This window comes from Candidatus Binatia bacterium (genome assembly GCA_036504975.1).
Classification (GTDB): Bacteria; Desulfobacterota; Binatia; order UBA9968; family UBA9968; genus JAJPJQ01.
Genome location: DASXUF010000004.1, coordinates 1 through 17,166, shown reverse-complemented (window position 1 = coordinate 17,166; position 17,166 = coordinate 1). Strand labels below are relative to the sequence as shown.

At 60.6% G+C, this 17,166-nt stretch carries 10 protein-coding genes; 9 read left to right on the top strand and 1 reads right to left on the bottom strand.

Going from position 1 to position 17,166, the window contains the following annotated elements; genetic code table 11:
* Positions 1-44 precede the first annotated feature (44 nt).
* From VGL70_00185 to VGL70_00155, 7 genes are all read left to right on the top strand, one after another.
* Positions 45-1,919, top strand: coding sequence for a hypothetical protein (locus tag VGL70_00185; protein ID HEY3301929.1), 1,875 nt, complete (start codon positions 45-47; stop codon positions 1,917-1,919).
* A gap of 25 nt (positions 1,920-1,944) precedes the next feature.
* Positions 1,945-3,207 (top strand): hypothetical protein, encoded by a 1,263-nt coding sequence (locus VGL70_00180; protein ID HEY3301928.1) that lies wholly within the window; start codon positions 1,945-1,947, stop codon positions 3,205-3,207.
* A gap of 14 nt (positions 3,208-3,221) precedes the next feature.
* Entirely contained in the window at positions 3,222-4,067 is an 846-nt protein-coding gene (locus VGL70_00175) for a hypothetical protein (protein HEY3301927.1), read from the top strand.
* Between the two features lie 106 nt (positions 4,068-4,173).
* Positions 4,174-6,198: a hypothetical protein gene (locus VGL70_00170; protein HEY3301926.1), complete on the top strand. Its 2,025-nt coding sequence runs from the start codon at positions 4,174-4,176 to the stop codon at positions 6,196-6,198.
* A 9-nt stretch (positions 6,199-6,207) separates the two neighbouring features.
* A complete protein-coding gene (locus VGL70_00165; protein HEY3301925.1) occupies positions 6,208-8,259 on the top strand; it encodes an ATP-binding protein in 2,052 nt (683 codons plus the stop codon).
* Positions 8,260-8,396: 137 nt separating this feature from the next.
* Complete coding sequence (locus VGL70_00160; protein HEY3301924.1) at positions 8,397-12,221, top strand: DUF4157 domain-containing protein; 3,825 nt, start codon at positions 8,397-8,399, stop codon at positions 12,219-12,221.
* Positions 12,222-12,498: 277 nt separating this feature from the next.
* The gene (locus VGL70_00155; protein ID HEY3301923.1) at positions 12,499-14,694 is read left to right on the top strand and encodes a glycosyltransferase; all 2,196 of its coding nucleotides are present in this window, start codon (positions 12,499-12,501) and stop codon (positions 14,692-14,694) included.
* A gap of 269 nt (positions 14,695-14,963) precedes the next feature.
* On the opposite strand, the gene VGL70_00150 is transcribed toward VGL70_00155, so the two are convergent.
* A complete protein-coding gene (locus VGL70_00150) occupies positions 14,964-15,167 on the bottom strand; it encodes a hypothetical protein (protein ID HEY3301922.1) in 204 nt (67 codons plus the stop codon).
* Between the two features lie 281 nt (positions 15,168-15,448).
* Here VGL70_00150 and VGL70_00145 point away from each other — a divergent pair, with 281 nt between their 5' ends.
* Positions 15,449-15,937: a hypothetical protein gene (locus VGL70_00145; GenBank protein HEY3301921.1), complete on the top strand. Its 489-nt coding sequence runs from the start codon at positions 15,449-15,451 to the stop codon at positions 15,935-15,937.
* 207 nt (positions 15,938-16,144) lie between these two features.
* On the top strand, positions 16,145-17,166 hold a 1,022-nt coding region (locus VGL70_00140), incomplete at its 3' end, for an extracellular solute-binding protein (protein ID HEY3301920.1).

The following is a 17,166-nucleotide window of genomic DNA, read 5'->3' as shown; positions in this document are numbered from 1 at the left end:
CAACCCCGCTCGGATGGCGAACCAACAGAAGTTTGGAGAATGCGATGAGCACTTTTACAACACGCGTGGCGACGCCGACGGCGGCGCCCGACCCGACCCGGCACGTCAATTACAACCTCGGCATGGTGCTGGGGGCCGACGACTTCAATCAAGAGTTCGCCTATCTTGCGGGGCACGATCAATGGATGGCGCGCGACCTTGTCGGCTATGGCACGGTGTCGGGATTGCGAGTCTCTATTGAAAGCGACGGTAAGGGACCTCGGGTGATGGTCGAGCCCGGGGTCGCGCTGAGCCCGCAAGGCCAGTTGATTCGAGTGCCCAGCGCCCAGTGCGCCTACTTAAATGACTGGTTGAAGCTCGACACGACGAAGAAAAAATTGTTGACCCGTCTCGCTTCGCCCCCGTCGACCGTGAAGGCCTACGTGGTGCTCTGGTATCGCGAGTGCCCGTCGGAAAAGGTGCCGATTCCAGGCGAGCCTTGCCGTAGCGAAGACGACATCATGCTGCCGTCGCGACTGGTGGACGACTTCCGGCTCGAGTTGATGCTCGACCCGCCGGGACAGCGCGAAGAGGACGCGGTGCGGGATTTCGTCGCGTGGCTGCGTCAGATCGAAGTGAGCGACACGTCTCCCGGCACATCGCTCCAGGTTTTCCTCGACACGCTTCGGTCGGCGGCGCATTTGCTCACCTCGCCGCCCGCTCCCGGTCCCGCTCCGCTGGCAGATTACATGTTCGGTTCGCCTCTCGCCTCGCTGGTGATCAATAGCGCCAAGCTTTATGACTATTTGAATGCGGCGTTTCGCTTGTGGGTGACTGAGCTCAGGCCGAAGTGGAGACCGGATTTCTTCGCCGGGGCTCACGGTTGTTCGAGCAATGGCGACGGTCCGACGGTCCCGATCGAACAGTGTTTGCTGCTTGCCGAAGTCGACGTGCCGGCGATCGTGCCGGGCGGCGGAGCCGATTGGCAGGTGGAACATCCCGATCTGATTCGCGTCGCTGAGGAGCGCCGCCCCATCGTGGTCCACCTTAGAATGCTGCAAGAGACGCTGCTCGGCGGCCGGCGCGAACACGTTGTAATGTCGCCGCCATCCGGCGGCGGAGTCGTCAATCTTGCCGGAGACGCAACCGGATCGGCGGCCGCGACGCGGGTGGAGAGGATTCAGCAGGTCGCCATCGACCCCACGCCGCCGCGCCAAGACGAGGTGCTGACTTTTCGCAACGGCCAATGGCGTCCGACGGCCATTCCTGCGGTTGCTGCGGCGCTCAGCCCTTCAAACACAGTGGCCGGCGAGGAAACGTTTGGTCAGCCGAGAAACGCGGGCGCGCTGGCGGCGTACAGCCGAGCCGATCACACGCATGGCACGCCTCCCGATCCGATACCGGCGCATAGGGCCGACCCGGGCGCCCACAACATTGCCGGAGATGTAACCGGCACGGTAGGCGCGACGACTGTCGTCGCGATTCGCAACCAGCGCGTCGTCGGAACGCCCGCGGACGGACAGGTGCTAACGTTCAGGGCCAATCAATGGCAGGCCGAGATTCCCGCGGCCGCAGCCCGCGCGGACGCCGTCGAGCGCCCGGCCGGACTGCCCAGGTACGCGATCGTGGCCGCCGGGATCGTGAAGTGCGATGGCACGGCGCGCCCGCCGGTGTACAACGGTCTGGTCGCGAAGGTGACGGGCAACAGCCAGGTTACGGTGGCATTCGAGGACGGCAGAGTACCCGACGGCAGTTTTCAGTACGTGGTGAAGGTACTGCCCGTACTCGTCGAAGGGCTTGAAACGTTGGCGATATCCTTCATCCGGTTTCTACAGACCGGTGGCTTTCAGTTGCGGATCACGCGGGGAGCCGAAACGATAAATCGCGAGGAGCTTGCACGGCTTGAGTTGATGATCGAAGTTAGCCGCTTCGAACGATAGCGCAGCCAACGGGGAGCACACGCTTATGAGGACGTCGGAACTGCTGAGACCGATACTGGACGGGGGCATTCGCTCGGCAAACTTCTTCAACGGCCGATTGCTTTCCGCTGAAGACTTGAGCCGGGAACAGAGCGCGAGCCGCGAGGCGCGGCGTCACCTGGGTCGGGCAATCGGTGAAGGGGTCGCTTACGGGTTCGAAGTGTCGAAGGCGCCCCAAGCAGGCTTGAGCGCGATTGTGACGGTTCAGCCCGGGTTGGCGATCAATCGCAACGGCGATGTCTTGAAGCTTCCGACGGCGGTCGACCTCTCGCTCGTGCGTCCGCAAGGCACGGCGGTTGCCGCTGCAGACGCCGCGGCATTCGATACGTGCACACCGCTTCAAGCGGGAGCGTACGTGACCGGTTCCGGCGTGTATCTGTTGACGGTTTCGCCCGCGCAGGGCCGGGAAGGTCGGGCGCCGGTGAGCGGGTTGCAGAACGCGGCGGCGGAGTGCAACACGAAGTACCTGGTCGAGGGCGTGCAGTTTCGTCTGATTCAACTCGATTTCACTCCAGACGAGCTGAACGATGCGCTGCGCCTTCGGAACCGGGTGGCGTTCTATTGCTTCGGCATCGCCGAGACTCAGGCCGCGCTCGCCGATCCATTCGGCCCGCCGCTCGAGACGTATGGTTTGCTGGACGGGCTTCGGCCCAACCGATTGACCGATTGCGAGATGCCGCTCGCGGTCCTGTTTTGGACCGCGACTGGAGGGATTCGCTTCATAGACCTGTGGAGCGTTCGCCGCAAAGTGACCGACGTGCATATCAGTCCGGACTGGCCCGGGTTGATCAGCCGCAGGCGCCTGAGCGAGGCCGAAGCTATGCTGCTGCAGTTCGAGGATCAAATCGAAGACCTGAGAGTCGATGAGTCCAACCTCGGCTCGGTCGTCGCGGCGCGGCGGTTTGGGTTCTTGCCCGCCGCAGGGCTGCTTCCGATGGCCAGCCCCAACGCGCCCCTCGGCTTCAATCCGATCGTGTTCTTCGGCGAGCGCGGGTCGAGCGAGGTGGCGATGCTTGACGCCGATTCGCTGCGGGGCTTGCTCCAGGAATCGCTCTATCACGAGCCGATCGGAGCCGCCCGCGAGCGAATTCAACTCTATGCGATCTGGGAAAACGTCCTGGCGGTGGAAACAGGCGAGAGCGTACAACCGGTACTGGTGTTCGCCAAGCATACGCTGGGTTACCGCGGCGTCTCGCGCTTTGGCCGCGCGGCTTGGGCTCTGGGCCGATTCGCAAACATGGTCCTCTAAGGAAGGAGATTAATATGGCTGACAGACGGGTCCTGGCCGGCGTACGAGAGGCTGCAACGGAAAGAATCACCATAGATCGAACCGAACGGGCGAGGATCTTCTTCGAGGATATCATTCGTGAACCTGGCAGGATCATTCTGCCTCCGAGGCCGCCGGGAGGATTTGGCCCTGCGCCGGAACCTCCGCCTCCTACTGCGCCCGCCGCGCAACCGGTGGATATTCGCCCGCTGATGGCCTCCATTCCGATAGCGAACGATGGGCAGGTCATTATACCCGACTTTCATAACAGCTTGCGCGCCGCGGTTCTGGCAATAGCCGAGCGGCTTGGGGTTGGCGCAATCTCTCCGACCAACACACTCACCTTCGCTCCGAACTTTCTCAGGCACGTCAACAATCCCGAATGGCTCCTCGATGAGGGTATTGCGAGCAAGCCTGCTGCCGCGGAGGGCGCGCGTGCAAACGCGAGGGGCTGGTTTGCCGTGCAGCTTCCTGACGGGTCTCGCATCGAGAGCATGATCGTCAGAGGGAGACGAACGGGGACGATTGAACAGTTCAACGTCTCGCTGTTACGGCAACGGATCTCGGACCCGGCTCAGACGTCCATTCAGTTCATCAACGTGCCGCTGAGAGAAGCGGCCAATCCATTTGAAGAAACCGGGGCAGTGGACGTTTCCGCGGCTGCGGCAGGAACAGGCGCCGGGGGCACTGCGGCGGAGTTGACCGCGGTGGCCCTCGAGGCGGATTTCCGCCGCGTGGACAACGACAACTACAAGTACCTAGTCCGAGCAAGCCTGGTCAATGCCGAGGCGGCGGCGGTCGCCCAGATCAGCTCCATTCAGATCGTTTGTCGGGAGATATGATGACGCTCCGCCCCGGACATGATCAACCGCGCGCGCTGCATGGGAGCGCGGCGCAACGTTTTGGCGGATATCGCGCGCGGGAGCGCCGCCGGCGAGGGCAGACGGATTGATCGCCGAGCAAAAGGATACGTACGTTGTAAAGCTTCGGGTGCGCGGCGGCCCGCGCGATGCGCTTTCGCTCCGCATGCCCTTCGATCGTGCGTTGTCCGCCATAGAGCTGCAGCCGTCTTTTTTACCTCCATCGGCGATTGCTTTTATTCGACAGCTGCGCGATCCGAAGCCGGGTTTGATGCAGACCGAAGACGGCCGCGCTTCCATAGCGCTCGAGTGGGGGCGCGCGGTTGCCGCCGCCGTCGAGCAAGTACTGAGACGGGCGGCGCGTCCCGCTGCCGAGCCGGTCCCGGCGAATGCCGAGGCGGTGTTCTTCGCCGATCGCGCCGAGCTGCTCGCGTGCTTGGCCGCCGATTGGTGCGACGGAACCGCAATCACCCGCTGGTGGTGGAAGAGCCTGTTTCGCTCGACCGACATCTCGAGCGCGGTGATTCGCGAATGGCTTGAGTCGATCGAAAGCGTTCCCGCGGCGCTTGCACATCTGGCGAAAAGGCGGCTGGCGGCGAGGTTTGTGCGAGCGATTGGTGAAGCGCGAGCGCGCGCTCTGCTGCGCGAAATCATTGAGCGCTTCGCTCTGGTCGAGCTTGCGTGGCTGAAGGATCCCTTGATGCTCGACGCGCAGGCTCCGGCCAAGGCGGCCCTCATTGAGTGCCCGCCGGCCGGCCCTGCCGCGCGCGTCGTTTCTGTCGAGGTCTCGCCGCCAGCGAGTCAGCCTCCGTTTACAGAGTGGGCTCCCGAAGCATTGGACCCCAGCCTTATTATGGTGGAGCGATGTTTGCTTGGCATAGGGTTGATGCTTGCGCGCGCGTCGGCGATGGTGCGCGCGCCATTATTCGCGCGCACCGTCCTGCGATGGCATCGAGCAGAGCGCTTGCGTGATTCAACTGGCACGCTGAATGCCGGAGCGCTAACGACCCATGCGGCTACCTCGCCGCCAACGCAGCCCGACCAAGGGACCGAGGGCTCGCGGCTCCATCTCAACGTTGCACTACACACGTCTGCAGCAAGGTCGACGAGAAAAACGCCCGAAGAAAATCCCGCCGCCATGATAGTTTCCACACCTGACGGACGGGAACAGCTCTCGCGCGCCGAGTCCGTACCGGCCGATCCAGGAGTACACTCGGGACATCAAGCGGTCCCGTCCATCCAGTTGGAGGCTACGTCACCTTTAGAAACCGCTCAAGACTCGCAGAGCGACGAGTCGCCAAAGCCGGCTTCACCCCCTGGGTCACCGTTTTCCGTTATCGATCCGGCTGGTGAGATCATGAGAACGGGTGGAACGTGTATCGAGACGGCATTTGGAGGCGTTTTCTATCTCGTCAATCTCGGGCTCTTCTTGAATTTCTACGGCGACTTTACGAGTCCCCTACAACCTGCGATCCCTCTTCCGCTGTGGGATTTTGTTGCTCTGGTCGGTCGGGAACTGGTCGGCAAGAGCATCGAAGCCGACCCGGCGTGGCCGCTTCTCGCGCGATTGGCGGGCCGCGACGAGCACGAGGCGCCAGGCGAAGCCTTCGACCCGCCAGATAGGTGGCGCTTGCCCGCTGAGTGGCTGGCGCCATTTTCTGAAGAAAGTATTTGGCAATGGACCACGGATCCCGGACGACTTCGGGTGAAACATCCTGAGCAGTTTTTGATCCTCGACCTCCCGCTAGACGCTGGAGATCCTATGCAACAACTCGTACGCGAGACGCAAGACTACCCGGGCATCGCCGCTTTCGAGTTCCAGCGCAGCGCGTTCCCCGGTGCCATCGGCGACATCCTGCCCCAGGAGCGGTGGCTCCGTTGTCTGATGCCTTATGTGCGCGCTCGATTGAACCGCGCACTTGTTCTGAGAGATCCCGGCGAGCTGCGGCGAGCGCTGTGCGAGCACCACGCGCGCGTGCTGGTGAGCGGGACTCGCCTGGATGTTTTCTTCGCCCTGGATGAGCTGCCGATCGAGATTCGGCTGGCCGGTCTGGACCGGGACCCGGGTTGGGTCCCGGCGACCGGACGATTCATCGCGTTTCACTTTGAATGAACTAAATCTATGGCTGCAATCCGAAACAATCCGTTCGGTCAACTACCACCACTGCCTGCGACGCATTTCAAATTGTTTTTCTATGGAGCAGTGTTGCGCCTCATCACCTGCCTGTGCCGTGTCCACGGCTCTTTCGAGAAAGTTGTCGAACAGTTCCCATTTCTCGCCGGATATAACAACGAGCTGGTCGGACTTGGACTCGAGGATCTGTCATTGGAGGAAGCCGAGTCTCATTGGTATACGTGGCTTCAAGAGTGGGAAGCCCGAGCTCGTGAACATCTTCCGTTGCGTGCCTTGAGCGAGGCGTCCGGCATCAGTAATGCGACGGCCACACTGCTCCTAACCATCGGGTTGATCGAAGAAGACGCTCGTTTCGGTCTGCTGTTTGATGCGATGCAAGCGGCGCCAAGCCAGCATCGTCCGACCCTGGGATTGCTCAGCGCTTGGTGGCCCGATGCGGATGGCGGCACCGAGTCGCGCGACAAGCTCCGCCAGCTGCAAGAACTCGGCCTTTTACAGGTCGTTAACCCCGATGCCCCGCGCCTTGAGTGGGCGCTGCAGGTCCCAGGGCCGCTGTGGGACGCAATGCGGGGTGAGGTGCGCGAGGAGATCACGCCGTGGGCACACTATCGCCCGCCCGAGCAGTTGGCCACGCATGACGAACTGATCCTGCCTGACGCACTGCGGCAGTCATTGACAACAGTGTCGGCGCTGCTCGCGTCGGGCGACGCGCGGGCGTTGGTGATCCGCGGTCCACAGCATAACGGCCGGCGGACTGTCGCGGGGGCGGTCGCGCGCGGGCTTGGGCTCGGGATGCTCGAGATCAACGGATTGGGAAAGGGCGACGATGGGCGGTGGCGGCTGATCCGACCGCTGGCGGCCCTGTTGCACGCGCTGCCGGTTGTCGTCCTGGATCTCGCGCCAGGGGAGACTGCCGAGCTGCCACCCGTAACCAAGGACGGCGACCCATTGGTGGTCGTGCTCGGTCAGCAAGGAGGACTATGCGGTCCGGGCGCTGAGTGTGCGCTCACTGTGACACTCGAAATTCCTGACACGGACGCGCGCCGTTTGCATTGGATAGCCGACTTTGGCGCGAATACTATCACCGACCTGGATCAAATAAGCGGACAGGTGCGCATGACCAGCGGCAACATTCGCCGCGCCGCGAGGCTCGCCCGTTCATATGCTGCACTGGCCGAACGCGAAACGATAACACTTGCGGACGTACAACAGGCCAGCCGTACGCTGAATCGGCAGGTGCTGGAAACATTGGCTGCTCCTGTTCCTGTCAGTGGCGACTGGAATCACTTGGCAGTTGGTACGGAAACGAAGAATGAGCTGCACACCCTCGAACTCCGCTGTCGGCATCGTGAGCGCTTGCAGACGTCAGCGGGCGTCCCTCTAGAAGGGCAGTTGAACGTCGGCGTGCGGGTGCTCTTCAGCGGCCCTAGCGGGACGGGCAAGACCCTCGCCGCGCGCTTGCTGGCGTCGGTCCTGCAAATGGATCTCTACCGGCTCGACCTCTCAGCGGTAGTGAACAAATACATCGGCGAGACCGAAAAGAATTTGAGCCAGATATTCGCCCGCGCCGAGGAGCTCAATGTCATCTTGCTGCTGGATGAGGGCGACGCGCTGCTCACGCAACGCACGGGCGTCCAGACGGCGAATGACCGGTATGCCAACCTGGAAACAAATTATCTGCTGCAACGAATCGAATCCTTCTCCGGCATTCTCCTGGTTACCACGAATGCCGCCGAGCACATCGACAGCGCATTTCAGCGCCGCATGGACGTGGTCATTGATTTTCGCCCACCGGATGTGGCCGAGCGCTGGTCCATCTGGCAACTGCATCTCCCGGCCGATCATGTCCTTGACCCGTCTCTGCTCAATGAGGTCGTCTGTCGCTGCGCGTTGAGCGGCAGTCAGATCCGCAACGCCGCCCTGCATGCCGCGCTGTTGGCCCTAAACGACGGAGGCATCGTCACAGCGGCCTACCTGGAAGAGGCGGTGCGCCGCGAGTACCGCAAGGCAGGCGGGGTTTGCCCTTTGAAGAGCAGATAAACATGCCGCTAGTTGCGACCCGCGCCTCTGCCCCTTCTCCCGCCACCCGGCCGGGACCGGCGCAGACGCCCACCCCGCCGACTCGGATCACAACATCGACAGCTCGGCCGATGGCGGCCGGCCCTCCTGCGGTTCGATTGAGCGCCGGACCTGCGCCGCCACAACTCGGCCAACTGCCGGAACCGGTCGGAACGGTAATTCGCGCGCCAGGCGTCGGCGAGTCACTGCCTGCCGCTACCCAGAAGGCGCTTGAACATACTTTGGATATATCCCTGGAAGGTGTGTCGGTACACACGGACGATCGCGCGGCCGCAGCGGTCGACAGCCTGGGCGCGCGCGCTTTCACTTACGGACTGCACATCTTCCTTGGCTCCCGCGAACGGCCAACTGACGTGGAGTTGATGGCGCATGAGGTGACCCACGTCGTGCAACAACGCGGCGCACCGGTGATACAGACTTACGGTGCAGGCGGAGGCGATCGCTTTGAACGCGAGGCCGAACAAACCTCGGCTGCCGCGCGGCGGGGCGGCAGGGCGCAGGTGGTAGAACGGACGGAGGGGTCGCGTGTCCAGAAGTTCAGGATCCCGATCATTAGCGATGTCGTCGACTGGCTGGAAGACCGCGTCTGGGGGCTGCTGGAGCGCTTTGCGCCGTCGCTTGTGCCTATTCTGCGCAAGGGCGTCTTCACCTGGCTGAAAGAGAAACTCAGCAACGCTCTGCAAGCACTTATCGACGTCGCTGCGCGACCGATACGGGCGATCGGCGACATTATCACAGGTGTGCGCAAACACTTCGGCAACCTGCTCACGTGGCTGCGCGACGCCGGAGCTCGGATTGCGAGGAACGATTGCGGACCGATTAGCGAGGCCGCGGACAAGATCTATCAGGTCTTCGAGGGACTGACCGCGCCTGCAATCGAGCGGGTGAAATACTACGCTATGCAGGTCAAAGAGTTCTTTCAGGGTCTTTGGGATCGTTTCGGCGCGCCAATCTGGAATCTGCTGAAGCGCATCGGGGGAGCGATCTGGGAGGAGATCGAGCGCATTGGCCGCTGGATCTGGGAGAAGACGCAACCAGTGCGCGACTGGCTGAGCCGTGCCTGGCGTTGGCTCAAGAACCTAATCGGCATCGGCGAAGGGGAGGAAGGACAGAACGGTATCCTACAGTGGTTCCAGCGCAAGGCGAGCGCCGCGTGGGACTGGGTGATGGAGAAGATTGCTCCCTTCAAGCGCCAGTTGCTGATCGTCGCCGGCGTCCTCGTCATGCTCTCTCCCGCTGGCCCCATCATCGCCATCGGCGCGGCCGCGGCGGGCATCTTGCGCGGCATTCAGTGGATTCGACAAAACATGCGATCGCGCAGCGCGGTCGTGCAACAGCAGAGTTTCCTCCGCGGCACGATCTTGCCCGCCATCCTCGGCGCCATCGACCGAGTGAGCGGCATCGTTCATGGCATCGCGAATACCATCACTGGCGCGCTCGGGCGCGTGGTCACCGGCCTCACCAATCTATCCAATGCTGTCGCCAGCGTTCCCATCCTCAGCTTTGCCAGTGGATTGATCAACTGGATTGCGGGCGGTTTTCGTGGGCTGCTGGAATGGGCGATCGAGGGCGTGCAGGGGATGGCGAACTGGCTACAGCGCGGCCTGCAGGGTGTGGGGAGGGTCGCTCGGCTGCTGATTGACGCGCTGGAGGAGATCGCACGGGTCGTCGGAAACTTTTTCCGCATTGCAGGCGGCGTCTTTCGTCGCATCTGGCACGCGATTCCGAAGTGCATCCGAGACCCATTCATCGACTATCTTATCCCGCTCATCCTGCGCAACATTCCGTTCTTCAGCGAACTCGCGTCAAGCCCTGAGGCGTGGCAACAAACAAAAGCCCAAGTCACAACACTTCTGGTCCAGGTGTTCGTTAACTTCGATCTGATTGGCGCGATGAAGACAGCCTTCGGCCTGGTCGTGCGCGTCCTCCGCATACCGCTGGACCTGATGGGCCAACTCCTGGACAAAGCTTCCCTGGCTTGGGACCTAGTGCTTGCCCGTCCGCTGCGCTTCATCGAGAACGCGCTCAAGACGGTCCTGATGGGCATCGGCCGCTTTATGCGCAACATCCTGTCCCACCTCTGGTTCGGCGTTCAGGGTTGGCTCCTCAATGCGGTCGGCGACCGCAGCATCACGTTGCCCTCCGGCATAACGGATTGGCGCGGGTGGCTTAACTTGATACTGGACGTGCTTGGTTTGTCCGTCGATCACGTGATCGACTTGATCGACCGGCGGTTTCCCGGCGCGGGCCGGCGCCTGCGACAAGCGCTGAACTTCCTCACCGGCGCGCTCGAGTGGCTGCGGATCGCCCTCACCGAAGGCCCGCGCGGCATCTGGCGGCATCTCGTGGACCGGCTTTCTGATCTCGGCAACGCCGTAATCGAATCAGCGGTGGGCTGGGTGATGCAACGCATTATAGCGATCATCAGCGCGCGGCTGACAGCACTGGCCGCATCGGCCGGACTGAGCGGAGTTTTAGAAGCGATCTTCGCCGTGTACCAGGCAATTAAAACGGCAATGGAGTACGCGCGCCGTATCATTCAAATGTTGATTAACGTGTTCGACGCCATCATCCAGATTGCCAACGGCGTCCTGAATCCCGCCGCCGAAAAACTGGAATCGGCGTTTCGGAATGCCATGCCGGTCGTGATCGGCTTCCTGGCCAACTACGCTGGACTCGGTGGTATTGGCGAACGCGTGCGCGAGATCATCGTGAACGTGCGCACGCGCGTGGACAACGCGATTCTGGCGCTGATCGACGGTGTGCGGGCGGCGATCCAAGGAGTGCTCAACGCGATCAAGTCGGGTGTGCAGGCGGTGGTGGATTGGTGGCGGGTCAGCAAGAGCTTCACTGGTGCAGACCGTCGGCTTCATAAGATTACCGTCGACCGCCGGGACAACCGGGCAGTGGTTACAGTTCGAAGCGCGGAGCAGACCCTGGAAGAAATCATTGCGGCTGAGCCGGAACCGAAGCGCGGACAGCTTCAAAGCAAGTATTCCGAACTGAGTGGGTTGGTCGGCGGATCGGAACCGGATCCTGCGCAGCACGAAGCGCGTCATCGTCGCGTGGAACAGATTACTGGTGAGATCGCAGCGCTACTTGGTTCGGAGGAAGTGCGTCCGACAGTTGTGACCTATGCGGTCAAGTCAGGTGGCAGGGCGTACCGTGTCATTGCAGAGCCGCTAACTAGCAGAGCGGGAAATACAGCAGGCAGTGCGTCCCAGGCAGGCATTCAGTTCAAAGATCTTGTTTCAGCGATCGTCGAGCCACGCAAACAGGAACAACACCGCGGCGAAACGACCAGCCGAGCTGTCTTTTCGATGTTCCGTAGCGCTCATCTTCTCGCACACCCCCTTCATGGTCCGGCTGTTTCCTGGAACCTGGCAAACGCTGGCACGGGCATCAACACCGGTATGAGCAGAGGCCCAGAGAGCACTGCGGAGAAACTGAAAAACAAAGGTGCCGAGTTAAGGTACGTGACCACCGTTGAGTACCACAACGAAGAAGCCCCTCAGACTGATCGGACAACGCTCGCAGCGGGCACGCCAGAGCAAAAACTCAGATGGCTCGGCGCCCTTGTCGCCATGACGTATCGCGTGAACCTCTCAGTATTGAAGCCGCCGACAGACGGAGTAGGCGATGCGCGGCTCGGCGATCTCGGGCCCTTCGATGACGGGCCGAACTTCCTCGCGGGATTGCAACTGCGCGGCGGACCGGCTCCCCCGACAGCTGCAGAGCGTGTGTTAGAGGTTGCAATAGCAACTGCGGAGTCCACGCCGCAGGGACGTCAGGTACGCGGCACCAACTTCCTGGCTACGGAACTTCGACTTTCCAATGTTGCTGTTCGAGACGCTCTTGAGCAGCTTGCGTCAGCGGGGCGTCTAAGGCGTGGGCAAGATGGCCGCTACTATTTCCCGGATTGACGCGTCGAGCGACGGGCGACGGAATGCTACGCCGTGGAGCACCCTTAGCCAGCTGGAGTCAAAAGTGCGAGTAAAAATTCTCGCGGCATGTTCGTGGATCTACGGTTCAATACAAGGCCTCACGGCGCAAGAGTTGGAACAACTACTCCTCGCCAATTTTGATAAGGTCAGCGCCTCCTCGGAGGCCAACGCTTACCAGGATGTCCAACCTCGCGTGTCTCTAGCATCAAACTCTTGAGGAGATATTGTGAGCATCGAGCCTCTCGTCTCCTGCATCATGCCGACCGCCAACCGGCGTCGGTTCGTGCCGCAGGCGATCCGCTATTTCTTGGCGCAGGACTATCCGAGCAAGGAATTGCTTATCCTCGACGACGGGGAGGACGGGGTGGCCGACCTAGTGCCCGACTATCCCAGCATTCGCTACCTGCGGCTCGAGCGGAGAATGTCGCTGGGCGCGAAGCGCAACGTTGCGTGCGAAGCGGCGGCCGGCGAGATCATCGCGCACTGGGACGACGATGATTGGATGGCTCCACGTCGGCTGCGCTACCAAGTCGAGGCGCTGTTGGGCGCCGCTGCGGAGGCGTGCGGAATCAACACGCTGCTTTTCTACGAACCGGAGGCGGGGCGGGCCTGGAAATATACGTATCCGGCCGGACAACGGTTTTGGCTGTCGGGTAGCACGCTATGCTACGCGAAAAACTTTTGGGCCGCTCACCCTTTTATGGAGATCAACGTCGGTGAAGACAGTCGTTTTGTATGGAGCGGTTGTCCAGAGCGTATGCTCGTGCTCTCCGACCCGACCTTTCACGTCGGCATCATTCACCGGCACAATGTAAGCCCCAAACAAACAGGCAGTGCTTACTGGCAACCCTATCGGATCGAAGAAATTCAACGCTTGCTCGGTTCCGATTGGCACTTCTATCAACCCGGTCATTCCTCGATGCACGATAACCAGCCGGCGGTAAGCCGCAGTCCCTCAACGCAAGAAAGGAGTATCCCCATGATGACCGCCGCCAAAGCGGCTGATCTCGCTCTGTCGGAGTATGCTGCATTCAATCAGGGCCAATCGCTTCCATGGATGCGCCGCTGGGAACTTCCCTTCGCGCTTTTTCAGTCACGCCTTGGCAACACCATGGCGGTGCTCGATTGTACGATCAACCCGGTGAACTTCCAGGAGCGTATGGTCCGGCTCTATCCCCACGTTCTCTATCGTCATTGGAGCCCCATTCAGAACGGATGGTTCGTTCTTCCCTTCGGGATTCCCCAGGATGCTTTTGACCGCGTGATCTGCGTGAATACGTTGGAGCATCTCCTGCAGCCGCAGAGGGAGGCGCTCATCGCCGCCATGGCCCGCGCGCTCAAGGCCGGAGGTTGGCTCATCCTAACGTCGGATTACTATTTTGACGGTTTCTGGGAGCAACCCGCATTCTTGCAAGCGGGCGTGATGCGGGCCGATCGCGCCGAAGTTTTCAACGGGTGGAACAAGGTAATAGCCAGCGAATGGCTCGAACTCTGCCGCCGCTACGATCTCCATCCTATGGCGGACACCGTCGAGGAGCCCCGCGAGGGAGACCCAGGTCTCTATCGCCAGCAGCCGCCGCATCCGCATGCATGCATGGCCGGGGTCTTCTCAAAGGGTGGTCGGGCGGCGCTGCCGGCGGGTAAGAAAATCGTCCTCGCGATGCTCGCCTGGAATACGCGGGAGATCACATTGGATTCGGTGCATGCCCATATCCGGGAGGCCCGCATGCTGCGGCGCCTGGGCCAGGAGCCGTTTCTATGCATTTGCGACAACGGCTCGACCGACGGGTTGGCGGATGCTTTGCGGGCCCTTGAGCCCCGGATCGACGTGCCGCATAAATTTATCTTGAACAGTGAAAACCTGGGCAACGCAATCGCCCGGAACCAGATTATCGACTACATGTTCGAATGCGAAGCCGATTATCTCCTGTTCATGGACGGCGACATTGAGATCGTACCCTTCTCTAGTTTTGCCATGGTGCGTTACATGGAAAACAGCGGGCACAGGTTGGGCTGCGTAGGTGCGGACTCGATGGGGCAAACGCCGGATCGAGAACGCGCCAGCGCTTATTTGTACGGCATTGACAGTTGCCGTCTGGAGACCACAAACCTGGTCGCGTGGACTCAATATGGCCTGTTCCGCCGCGAAGTTTTCGAGGACGGAGTCCGCTTTGACGAAAATGAGCCGTTCAATGGAGCGGGTTGGGGTTTTGAAGACAACGATTTGGCTTTCCAGATGGAGATGAAAGGATACTTGAACCAACGCTTTTTCGGAATGATCTACCTTCACCGACATGCTCGTTCGTCCATTCGCATCATGAGCGCGCGCGGCATTGACGCCGCGGCGCTGTACGCGCGGCGCAAGCAATATATAATCGACAAGTGGGCTCCGATCCCGTCGATCAATCACGGTCCGTTAGATTACGTGCGGCGAGTGACCATGAGCCTCTAGTAGCCATCGCGCCTACATAACGCGCGTTGGAGTGAGTCTAAGAAAGAGGAAAGCGGCGGCAAGTGGAGATAGCGATGCCGGCGCGCTTGACGGGTTTTGTTCGCAGCTTGGCATCGATGTGGATGCCTTCACTGAGAGACATCGAGTTGATCGACGGGTGCGTCGACTCTCCGGCAGAAATCACTGCGGCCGGGGGTACGAGACGTTTTGCGGCCGCGGCCCGCGGGCTCGAAGGCTCCGGCTCACCCTTATTTCGCGGCTCTAAGCGTCTACATCGCCTTCTGAGCTTTGGGCTTGCCGCCGCAAACCGGGCACTTTCCCGGAATGAGGACGGCCTTCGTCACCCAGGTATTGCCGCATTGCGGGCAATTGGTCCAAACGACCTGCCTCAAATCCTGCTCTTGTTCTTTCGATACCGGGTAGGTCTTTTCCTCTCGTCGTACGCTGACCATGGGGTTTCCTTTCTTCGCCATGATTTCTACTCATAACTTAATCGTAACGAACCATGGCTGTCCAATACAAATTTCATGATTGGGTTCTTTATATTTTTATTACCACGGAAGGGGCAACGTAAAGGAGGAATAAGAAATAAATATCGGCGCTGCGGAGATCGGGGTGGGAAACGCCGCCGGCTTCAGGCAGGGGCCGGTTCGCGGGGGTCTTCCGGTTGCGACCGGATTGCAGTTCAGGTAAGCGTTAACGAAGTTTGATCGCACGCTGCTAAATTGCGGGTGGGAGCAGGGATGAGTGAGCCGTGGAAGAACGAAAACCTTCCAATCAACAAGAGCAACGGGATTTCGACGCCTACAAGATGGTCGTGGACCTCTGGTCGCGAGAGAATCCCATCAAGACCGCGAAGCTGCAAGTCCTCCTGGCGGTCAACGCCTTGTTGGTCTCCGCCCTGAATTTTTCCGGCGGGCTCAGGCCGGAGAACTGGCACATCTATATCGCCGGGACTATCTTCAACCTCGTGTGGACGTTTTCGATCGGAAGAACCTGTCTCTTCCAGGATGTCTGGCAGATCAAGGCGGAAACGTTCCGAAAACGTTATCCGAACGATCCCAGGTTTTCGCTTCTCGAGACCGCCGCGGAACAAAAACAGGTTCGCCCGCTGATGCGCCGATTCGGCTTCGTTCCGTCGAAGTATTACCTGCTCTTTACGCCCTTCGGATTTACCCTGATCTGGCTGCTGATTCTCGTGTTCACGAGCGGGGCCCACCTGGCAGAATATCTTGCCGGATAGGAACGTGATTATTCCAAGGAGCAATCTGATCGAGGCATGAATATAGAGAGTGGCCGTTGGCAGAAAACGGTTTCAGGTCGACGTAGAAGCGCACGCTGGCTTGTCCCGAGAATTTTGGTTCTGTCATTGTGTTTTCCGCTTCCCGCTGCCAGTCCCTTTGCCGGTGAGGAGAGCAAAAGCGATTGGCAACGCGAGTGGGAGAGGACGGTGAGGGCGGCGGAAGCGGAGGGACAACTCGTTATCTATTCCCTATCGGAAGTCGGCGAGGTCTTTCTCCACAGCGGCTTTCAGAAGAGATTTCCCAAGGTCAAGCTGGTCTCAGTAACGGCGCGGGGGGTCGAGCTGGTTTCGCGCATCATGGCGGAGCGGCGCGCGGGTAAATTTCTCGCCGACCTCGCCAATCTCGGCAACACCTCTCCGTACCGGCTCTACCAGGCCAAGGTCCTCGATCCCACCACTTCCGCGTTTCTCCTGCCCGAGGTGAGCGATGCGTCCAAATGGTGGCAGGGAAAGCATCACACGATCGACCCCGAAGGCAAGTACATCTTTGTTTTCGTCGGCGCGCCGCTCTATCTCGTCGGCTATAACAGCAATCTCGTCAACCCGAAGGAGTTCAAGTCTTATTGGGATCTTTTGAATCCGAAGTGGAAAGGTAAGATCGTCGCTTTCGATCCACGCGCCGGCGGCTTCGCCGCCACTCGCGACCGCTTCTTTTATTATCATCCCGATTTAGGCCCGCAGTTTCTCAAGCGCCTCTACAGCGAGATGGACCTGACCCTCTACCGGCAATATCCCCAGGGTGAAGACTGGCTCGCGAGCGGGAAGTTCTTTCTATGCCTCTGCCGCCATCAATCGATCAGCGAGGCCAAGACGCAGGGACTGCCGGTGGACCTGGCCGATCCGATGCTCTTCAAAGAAGGCGTGGGAGTCGAGTCGCGCGCGAAGACGCTGGCCCTAATGAATAAGTCTCCTCACCCTAACGCCGCCAAGATGTTCATTAACTGGTTTCTCTCGCGCGAGGGACAGATCGACTTCCAAAAGATTTCCGCGAAGTACGTCGATGCCGGGAGCGAGGGCTCCCTCAGAATGGATATTCCAAAAGACGATATCCCGCTGCGGAACCAGCTTCAGCCGGGAATCAAATACATCCCGCAATGGACGCCGGAGATGTTCGACATGAAGCCGATCGAAAAAGCGATCGATGAAGGACTGTCTCAGGCGGGGAAGAA

Bases quoted from the DNA above. Each gene is read 5' to 3' on its own strand.
- VGL70_00185 (HEY3301929.1), top strand. From the start codon at position 45: ATGAGCACTTTTACAACACGCGTGGCGACGCCGACGGCGGCGCCCGAC.
- VGL70_00180 (HEY3301928.1), top strand. From the start codon at position 1,945: ATGAGGACGTCGGAACTGCTGAGACCGATACTGGACGGGGGCATTCGC.
- VGL70_00175 (HEY3301927.1), top strand. From the start codon at position 3,222: ATGGCTGACAGACGGGTCCTGGCCGGCGTACGAGAGGCTGCAACGGAA.
- VGL70_00165 (HEY3301925.1), top strand. From the start codon at position 6,208: ATGGCTGCAATCCGAAACAATCCGTTCGGTCAACTACCACCACTGCCT.
- VGL70_00155 (HEY3301923.1), top strand. From the start codon at position 12,499: ATGCCGACCGCCAACCGGCGTCGGTTCGTGCCGCAGGCGATCCGCTAT.
- VGL70_00150 (HEY3301922.1), bottom strand. From the start codon at position 15,167: ATGGCGAAGAAAGGAAACCCCATGGTCAGCGTACGACGAGAGGAAAAG.